Source organism: Frankia sp. CeTa3Moorea, assembly GCF_978021225.1.
The window spans coordinates 1-7,663 of the sequence record NZ_CDXDOR010000191.1; the positions used below are offsets into that span (position 1 = coordinate 1).

Below are 7,663 nucleotides of genomic sequence, written 5' to 3' on the forward strand. Positions count from 1 at the left end.
CCCGTCCCCCGGCCCACACCGGCCCCCTGGCCCGCGACACCAACCGGCGGCGCCCACAACCATGACCCCCAGATCGGAGCAGACATGACCATCCGCGCTGCCGCCGGAGCGGCCCAACCGTCCATCCCGACCGGCGCCACCATCGCTACCGGCGGCACCATCGCTACCGGCGGCGCCAGCGGCACCACCAGCGGCGTCGGCGGCGCAGGCTCCCCTGAGGTCCAGCCCGGGTGGGGGCGCGAGCCCTGGCCTGCGGCCATGCACGCGGTACGGCCCGCGGCCGGCGCGGGCGGCCTCCCCGCGCATCACGTCCCGGCCCGACGGCTGCTGACCGCGGCCGCGTCCGACCTCGCCGCGCACGACCGCCAGTGCGGACCGCTGCCCTGGCGCGGCGGACCCGGGCGGTTACTTCCGGAGATCCACGACTCCGGGCTGACCGGGCGGGGCGGCGCGGCCTTCCCCACCTGGCGGAAACTCGCCGCGAGCGCCGAGGGCACCTGCCTCGACGGCAGCCACTCCGGCAGCGCGCACCGGCACAGCCAGCACCGGAACGCCGGGCACCGAGCCGACCGGTACCGGAGCGGCACACACCCCATGGTCGTCGCCAACGCCGCCGAAGGGGAACCCGAGAGCGCCAAGGACGTCACCCTGCTCACCGTGGCGCCCCACCTCGTCCTCGACGGCCTGCAGCTCGCCGCGGAGGCGGTCGGGGCCGACGAGGCCTTCGTCTATCTCAAACCCGGGCCGGCGGTCACGGCGGTCCGGCGGGCGCTGGCCCAACGGCGGGCCGCGGGCTGGGACCGGTTCACCGTCCAGATCCGGGAGGCTCCGGAGACCTTCATCGCTGGGGAGGCGTCGGCCGTCATCGCAGCCCTGGAGGGAGGGGCGGCCCGGCCGCGCGCGCACTGGCAACCGCTCGCCGAGGCCGGTTTCCACGGCCGTCCGACCCTGGTGCAGAACGCCGAGACACTCGCGCACCTCGCGTTGATCGCCCGGTGGGGGGCCGGCTGGTTCCGCTCGGTCGGGACCGCCGAGGAACCGGGCACGTTCCTGGCCACCGTGACGGGAGCGGTCGCCGCGCCCGGTGTCGTCGAGGTGCCGTTCGGCACCCCGCTCGGCACTCTCGCGCAGCTCGCGGGCGGCTTCACCGAGCAGGTCGGGGCCTTCCGGGTCGGCGGCTACAGCGGTGCGTGGCTGCCCGGCGGCCCGGGAACGACAATCGCGATGTCCCGAGCGGCGCTGGCGCCGTGGGGTGCCGCACCGGGCGCCGGAGTGGTCGCCGTCCTCCCGGCCCGGGCCTGCGGGCTCGTCGAGACCGCGCGCATCGTCGGGTACCTGGCCGCGCAGAACGCTGGCCAGTGCGGGCCATGCGCCAGCGGGCTGCCCCAGCTTGCGGACGCCGTGGCCGGGATGGCCCGAACGGATGGCGGCTCCGGCGGCCCGGTGCAGGGGGCTGGCGATCCGGGGCAGTCCGCCATCCGGGCGCTGCGCCTCGCCGCCCTGGTCGCCGGTCGCGGCGCGTGCCACCACCCGGACGGCGCGGCCCGCCTCGTGCACAGTGCGCTGCGCACGTTCGCCGGCGACATCCGGGCGCACGCCGAGGGCCGCTGCCTCGGCTCGGCCTGCGCCTCCTGACGACGCCCATCCCGACCAGGCAGCGTCAACGAATCCGCAGGGAGACAGATGCCAGGAACACCACAAACGCCGGCGCAGCCTCCGGCCCGGCCCGGCTGTGGATCGACTGGACGGCGTGTGACGGCCGCGGCTGGTGTGTCGAGCTGCTACCCGAGCTGCTGACCCGCGATCCGGCAGGTTATCCGCTGGCCCGCGGAACGACCGGACAGTCGACCCGAAAAATCACCGTCTCCACGGAGCTGATCGAGCATGCTCGCCGGGCGGCGGATGCCTGTCCCCGGCTCGCGCTACACCTGCTCGCCGGCCAGGGACAGGGGTAGCCGGGCCCGGCGGCCGATGTCCGCTGTCTCACTCGCTACATTACTGCCGCATTACCATTTTGCTAAAGCAGCGTTACTGCCGCGTGCCTGGGTAGCTGGCGGCCGCGAGGGCGAGGATCTCCTCACGGTCCTCGGCGAGCAGGAATCCGGTCACGATCGCGTCGTCGGTGGCCCGGGTGAAGGCGGCGAGATAGTCCTCGGCGCCGGCGGGGTAACGGGCGGCGAGTGTGGCGGAATCCAGCGGCCGGGTGGAGCCGAAGATGGCGGAGGCGTCGGTGGGGTTCTGCCCCAGGCCGGACAGGACGGCGATGGGAACGTCGACCCAGGGAGTGCGCACGCCACCACGGGCGATGCCGTCCGCGTCACGGAGAAGTACCGCCGGCTCCGTCGCGGCGGTTAGCAGGTGGGGCGCGGACGGGGGCGCGACACCATAACGGATCCAGTCGTCCAGCGCGGCAATCGCGGCCTGGGCGACATAGTGCTGCTGCAGGCCGCTGTTGATCGCAGCGGCGAACGGGACACCGAAAGGGGCGGCACTGGGCACCAGAAGGCGTACCAGCTCCGCAGCGGGCAGCGCACCGTCGTCACGGAAACCAGCCTTGAGCGTGTAGGTGTCGACGTGCGCCGCGCCGGCGATCTCCCAGAGCCGGAACCGGTCGCTATCGGGTTGGCGGGCGCCCACGGCGCCGAGCACGCCGGCGACGTCGGTCTCGCTCTGCACGACCATCACAGGCACCGCGACGTCCGTGCGCAGCCGGACATCCCCGGCCAGGGTCGGGCCGCCCCGACCGTCGAGGGACGCCGTGGTCCCCGGGCGGCCCTGGACCAGGTAACCGTCGAAACCGCCATGGCCACCGCCGGCAGCAGGACTCCCATCACCGCCGGCGGCACGGCTCCCACCACCGCCGGCAGCACGACTCCTACCACGGACGCCGCCGCCGTCGTCACCGCCGTCGCCGTCCCGCGCCGCGATGGTGTTGACATAGGTCACCAGAAAGAACGCCGCCTGGGATGCGCCCACGGCGATCATCCGCGCCGGACGAAGGTGATCGAGGAGACCGCGACGCACGGTTTCCCCGGCCTGACGGAAGATGTCGAAGCTGTACGCGTCACCGGGATGGGACAGAATCGCGTAACGGGTGGGATCGGCGCTCTTAAGCGACGGCACGATCGGCCACCAACCAGTACCGCGTTGCTCCCCGGCGCCACCTTCGCCCGCATTACTGCCACTAGCACCACCGCCACCCGCAACGGCCCTCACTTCGACACCGGCCTCTTCGGCGGTCTCGATCCCTTCGATGCCGATGCGTTGCGCCGACACCCCCACCCAGGCGAAACCGGCGCGGAGCAGATGCCGATGCGTCGTGAGCCATGCGGCGGCGGCGTCCATTCCGGCAGAGACGTTCAACCATTCCACGACGGCCGTACCGTTGAAGGCGGTCGGGTCGGCAGGCCGGTAGACGATGAGACGGGTCCGAAACGGCGCCTGGCCGGCGACCACCACGTCCCACCTGCCATCAGAGGTGAGCGAACCCGTCGCGGCATAGGAGTCGGCGGTTCCGCTCACAAAGAACTCCTCCGCCAGATAGCCGATGGAGGCCAGCTCGAAAGACGTCGAGATCAGGCTCGCCTGGCCGGCGATCGGCCCGTCGACTCGCACCGACGCCATCTCCATCAGCTCCATCGATTCGGTTCCTCGCGCGCTCGCCGCACGGATCCACGATCCATCGTGCCGCACGCGAGCGCATCGAACCGATGGCCGCCGTTGCTCAGATGTCATATTCCGAGGACTTTTGACCTGTGACCGGGACGTAAATCCCGATCCGATGGTCAGGAGCCCCGTGGTCCGCGCGAGCCTCGATGGTGCCGTGTGGAGAGGTGCCACCTCCGGGCCGGTGTGCGGTTTCTCGCGGGGCGCGTCTGGCATGCCGCGACCACACCGCGCATCGGGAACGGGTACGGGTACAGGTACGGCGTCATCGGACCACTCATTGGATTACCCATCAGACCATCCTGCCCCGGCCGTGCAGCCCGCTCGTCCCTCGACGGCGGGCCGCACGTGTGCGGATGCGGCTCAGTGGCCGTGCGGAACGGCGCGACACAGGATCACCCGGTCGACATTCAGCCGGCGCCGTTCAGCCGGCGCCGTTCAGTCGGCGCCGAAGAGCCCCTGCGCGAGAAAACCGCCCGCGGGCGCGGCGGGCGGGACGGCGAACAGGGCGCTGGAGGTGTGCCGGATGAAGGTGTTCAATGCGTCGCCGGCCGCGAGGGTCCGCTGCACCGCGACGAACGCCGTACGCGGGTCGGCCTGGTAGGCCGTGAAGAACAGGCCGGCGTCCGGCTCGCCGGCTGAGTCCAGGCCGTCGTCATAGGAGTAGCCGCGACGAAGCATGGCGATCCCGCCGTGGAACGACGGGTGGGACAGCCGGGCATGGGCGTTGCCGGCGATCGCGAGACTGCCGTCGGCGGCGCGGGCAGTGAAGTCCGGCTGGATGGTCTCAGCGCCGCCCTGCCCCACCGGCGGTGCCGAGAGCGCGGTGCCGTCGGACTTGCGGCGGCCGATGACCGCGCTCTGAGCCGTCTCGTCCAGCCGCGCCCAGGCATCGAGCAGCATGCGGATGCGCCGGCAGACCAGGTAGGACCCGTCCCGCAACCATTCCGGCCCGTTGGACACCCACACCGCCTGGTCGAACTGCGGCGTGCCCGGTCCCGGGTTGTCCGTGCCGTCGATCTGCCCCATCAGGTTGCGCGGGGTGGACCCGGGGTTGAACGCGGCCGCCGCGGAACGAAGGAATCCCCGCTGGATCCAGCGGGGCCGGGCATCCTGAGCGGCGAGACGACGTATCTGCCGGGAAGCCGAGACCGCGACCATCGGATCCTCGGCGCAGACCTGCACGCCGAGATCCCCGCCGCTGCGCGCCGGATCGAGCTGGTCACCGGGCATCGCGGGGATGTCCGCGAGCTCCGCGGGTATCTGCGCGTCGAGGCCGGCGCGGCGCAGCGCGGACGCACCGAGCCCGATGGTGATCGTCAGTCCCGCCGGTCCGAGTCCCTGGGTGTCCCGCTCAGCGCCGTCGAGCGGCTCGCCTCGCATCAGCACCGCGGCGGCGGCCGTCCAGGTACGCAGCACCACGGCGAGGGAGGCGCGGACCGCGGCCGGGCCGGACGTCGTCAGGTCGTAGGCGGTGAAGACGAGCTGCGCGGGAGGCCGGTCGGCGATTCCGGGCTGGTGACAGCCGTCACCCACCACCCCGGCCAGCGCCTCACGACGGACCACGGCGACGCGGTCCGGCCCGCCCGACTGGTCCTCCCGGGAACGTTCCGCGGCAACGGCGACACCGCTGTCGAGGGCCATGACTCCCCCGAGGCCTCCCCCGATCGCGACACCACCGCCGAAGCCGAGCAGCCCGGCGCCCCGCAGCACCCTGCGGCGGTGGGGACCGGTCGGGCGGTTCTCCCGGACCGCATCCGCCGCATCGGCGATATCCGTTACATCGGCAGCGTCCACCACATCCGTAATGTTCGACATACCCGCCCTACCGGCCCTATTGGACATACCGGTCTCAGACCTACCGGTTCCATCCGTCCTGTCGCTCACGGGATCCGTACCGGCGCCGCAGTGAGATCCGACATCCTCCTCGGGCCGGCAATCCTCGGGCCGGCGTCAAGGCGGCGATTGCCACTGAAGGACACCCGGATGAGCCGTCCGGTGAGGTGTTCGCATGGGTCATAGGGCAGTTCCACGATGCCCGTGAGACGCATGTCCCGCATAGTGACTTCCGAACCGCACTCGGCGCCGCCCATCCCGGGTCTAGAGACATCGTGTCGTCGAACGTTTACACATAGATACAAAATGAAGTGGAAATGCCGAACGGCAGGCCAACGGGCAACGGGCAACGCGAGAAACCGATCAGCGTGCGGGAACGATCAGCGTGCAGAAACGATCAGTGTGCAGAAACGACGGCGTCACTGGCGCACGGGACCAGCCCGGCGGATCTCACCGGTCGCAGAGGTTCAGGTCGGTGCCCCAGCCACGCAGCACGTTCTTCTGGATCTTCCCGGTGGAAATCTTCGGCAGCTCACGGAAGATGATCCGCCGTGGAGGGCGCCGTCGACCACTGCGGGACGCTCGGCAAACGCCCCGGTCGACCGGGGCTAACCCTCCCTACTTCTCCGGGCGACGGGTTCGCCCCGACGACGGGCCAGGCCCCATCGTGCACTCGAGTTCAGTCCGCGCAGCACCCTGCGCACGGCCGGGTGCTGGCTGGCACGGTGCACCGGGTAGCGCCACGGCGGCTGTTCGCCCTGGCGCGACGCCATCGAGTAGGCGAACGACATCGGATCCTGATCGAGGTATGGGTCCACCCGTTCGAACCAGGCCATGCTCATCCGCGCCGCCGCCTGCAGAGGACCCAGGGCCGCCCGGCCCCGCCGGTCGAAATCTCGCAGCGCGGCCGGCAGATCGCCGCCGCTGTCGTACATGCTCTGCGCGAGCGCGACCGCATCGACGATCGCGAGCGCCGTGCCCGACCCGAAGGCGAAGTGCGTGGTGTGGGCGGCGTCACCGATCAACACGACGTTGTCGTGGTACCAGCTCCGGTTGGTGACATCGGCGAAACGCAGCCACCGCGCCGCCCGGCCGCGGCACTGGCTGATCAGCGGATGGCCGTCCAACGGACCAGAGAAGATCTTTTCTAGCATCCGCGGCGCGTCCTCGGCGCTCAGGCGATCAAGGCCGAGTCCCTTCCACGTCCGCTGGGAGCATTCCACAATGCAGGTGCTGATACCGGCGCTGGACGGATAGGCGTGGAACCAGATCCATCCTGCGGAGGTCCGTTCGAAGGCGAAGGTGAAACTGTCGAAGCGCTTGTCGGTGCCGAGCCAGATGTACGGGTTACCGCCGATCTCGACCTTGGTACCGAAATCGTCCTGGGCCATCTGGCGCACCCGGCTGTTCGCGCCGTCGGACGCCACGACAAGATCAGCGTCGGTGTACGGGCACAGGTCGTCTACCTCGTGCCGGTACTCCACCTCGACGCCGAGATCGGTGGCCCGCCGGGCGAGGATCTCGAGCAGCGCGGCCCGCTGCAGGCTGAAGCCGTAGCCGGTGAGATATGCCGCCCGCGATCCGCCCAGACTGATCCGCTGCTCCTGCCAGAGAGTGGACGCAGCCCGCAGGGCACGAGCGCTGCCTGGGTCGTTCCGGAAAAGGACGTCCAGAAGGTTATCCCAATACACAACCCCCCAGCCGTAGGTCGCCCCGGGCGAGTCGCGTTCGAGGACTATGATCTCCTGGCTGGCGTCACGGCGTTTCGCCGAGATGGCGAAGTACAGTCCTGCTGGTCCGCCGCCCACACAGACGATCCTCACCGCAGGTGCCTCCTCCGTGTTCCTCCTCGGCGTGACCCGGACGGCGGGTGGCAACGACCGTTCGCCGGCTCGTCACCACCGTCGTCCCCGGAGAGGAGCACCTCCAACGGACGTCGTGGTGCCCACTTGTCGGGCTGCCCGGTTACCCCGCATTGTCGGGTTTTCCGGTTTCCCGTATTGTCGGGTTTTCCGGTTTCCCCGCATTGCCGGGTTTTCCGGTTTCCCCGCATTGCCGGGTTTTCCGGTTTCCCCGCATTGCCGGGTTACCCGAGTGTCAGATTGCTGGTCGGGTTGCTGGACTGTCGGGAGCCGGGATCACCAACGGCCCCAGCCACCCC

General features: G+C 70.7%; 5 protein-coding genes. 2 read left to right on the top strand and 3 right to left on the bottom strand.

Features of this window, described 5'->3' with window-relative positions; translation table 11 throughout:
- Positions 1-1,635 (top strand): NADH-ubiquinone oxidoreductase-F iron-sulfur binding region domain-containing protein (locus AC08OV_RS21940; RefSeq protein ID WP_476620248.1); only part of this gene is annotated, 1,635 nt, incomplete at its 5' end.
- Positions 1,521-1,955 (top strand): ferredoxin, encoded by a 435-nt coding sequence (locus AC08OV_RS21945; RefSeq protein ID WP_476615084.1) that lies wholly within the window; start codon positions 1,521-1,523, stop codon positions 1,953-1,955. The genes AC08OV_RS21940 and AC08OV_RS21945, both read left to right, overlap by 115 nt.
- A 73-nt stretch (positions 1,956-2,028) precedes the next feature.
- Here the strand turns inward: AC08OV_RS21945 and AC08OV_RS21950 are convergent, their stop codons facing one another.
- The 3 genes from AC08OV_RS21950 to AC08OV_RS21960 form a co-directional block, all read right to left on the bottom strand.
- Positions 2,029-3,639 carry an alpha/beta hydrolase domain-containing protein gene (locus tag AC08OV_RS21950; RefSeq protein ID WP_476615083.1) on the bottom strand — a complete coding sequence of 537 codons (1,611 nt, stop codon included), beginning with the start codon at positions 3,637-3,639 and terminating at the stop codon, positions 2,029-2,031.
- 465 nt (positions 3,640-4,104) lie between these two features.
- Positions 4,105-5,484, bottom strand: a complete 1,380-nt coding sequence (locus AC08OV_RS21955) for a Dyp-type peroxidase (protein ID WP_476615082.1) — start codon at positions 5,482-5,484, stop codon at positions 4,105-4,107.
- 626 nt (positions 5,485-6,110) lie between these two features.
- Positions 6,111-7,325, bottom strand: coding sequence for an FAD-dependent monooxygenase (locus tag AC08OV_RS21960; protein WP_476615081.1), 1,215 nt, complete (start codon positions 7,323-7,325; stop codon positions 6,111-6,113).
- Positions 7,326-7,663: the final 338 nt, after the last annotated feature.

What these genes read in the sequence shown, in the direction of transcription:
- AC08OV_RS21955 (WP_476615082.1), bottom strand. Translation starts at nt 5,484, where the DNA reads ATGTCGAACATTACGGATGTGGTGGACGCTGCCGATGTAACGGATATC.
- AC08OV_RS21950 (WP_476615083.1), bottom strand. Translation starts at nt 3,639, where the DNA reads ATGGAGCTGATGGAGATGGCGTCGGTGCGAGTCGACGGGCCGATCGCC.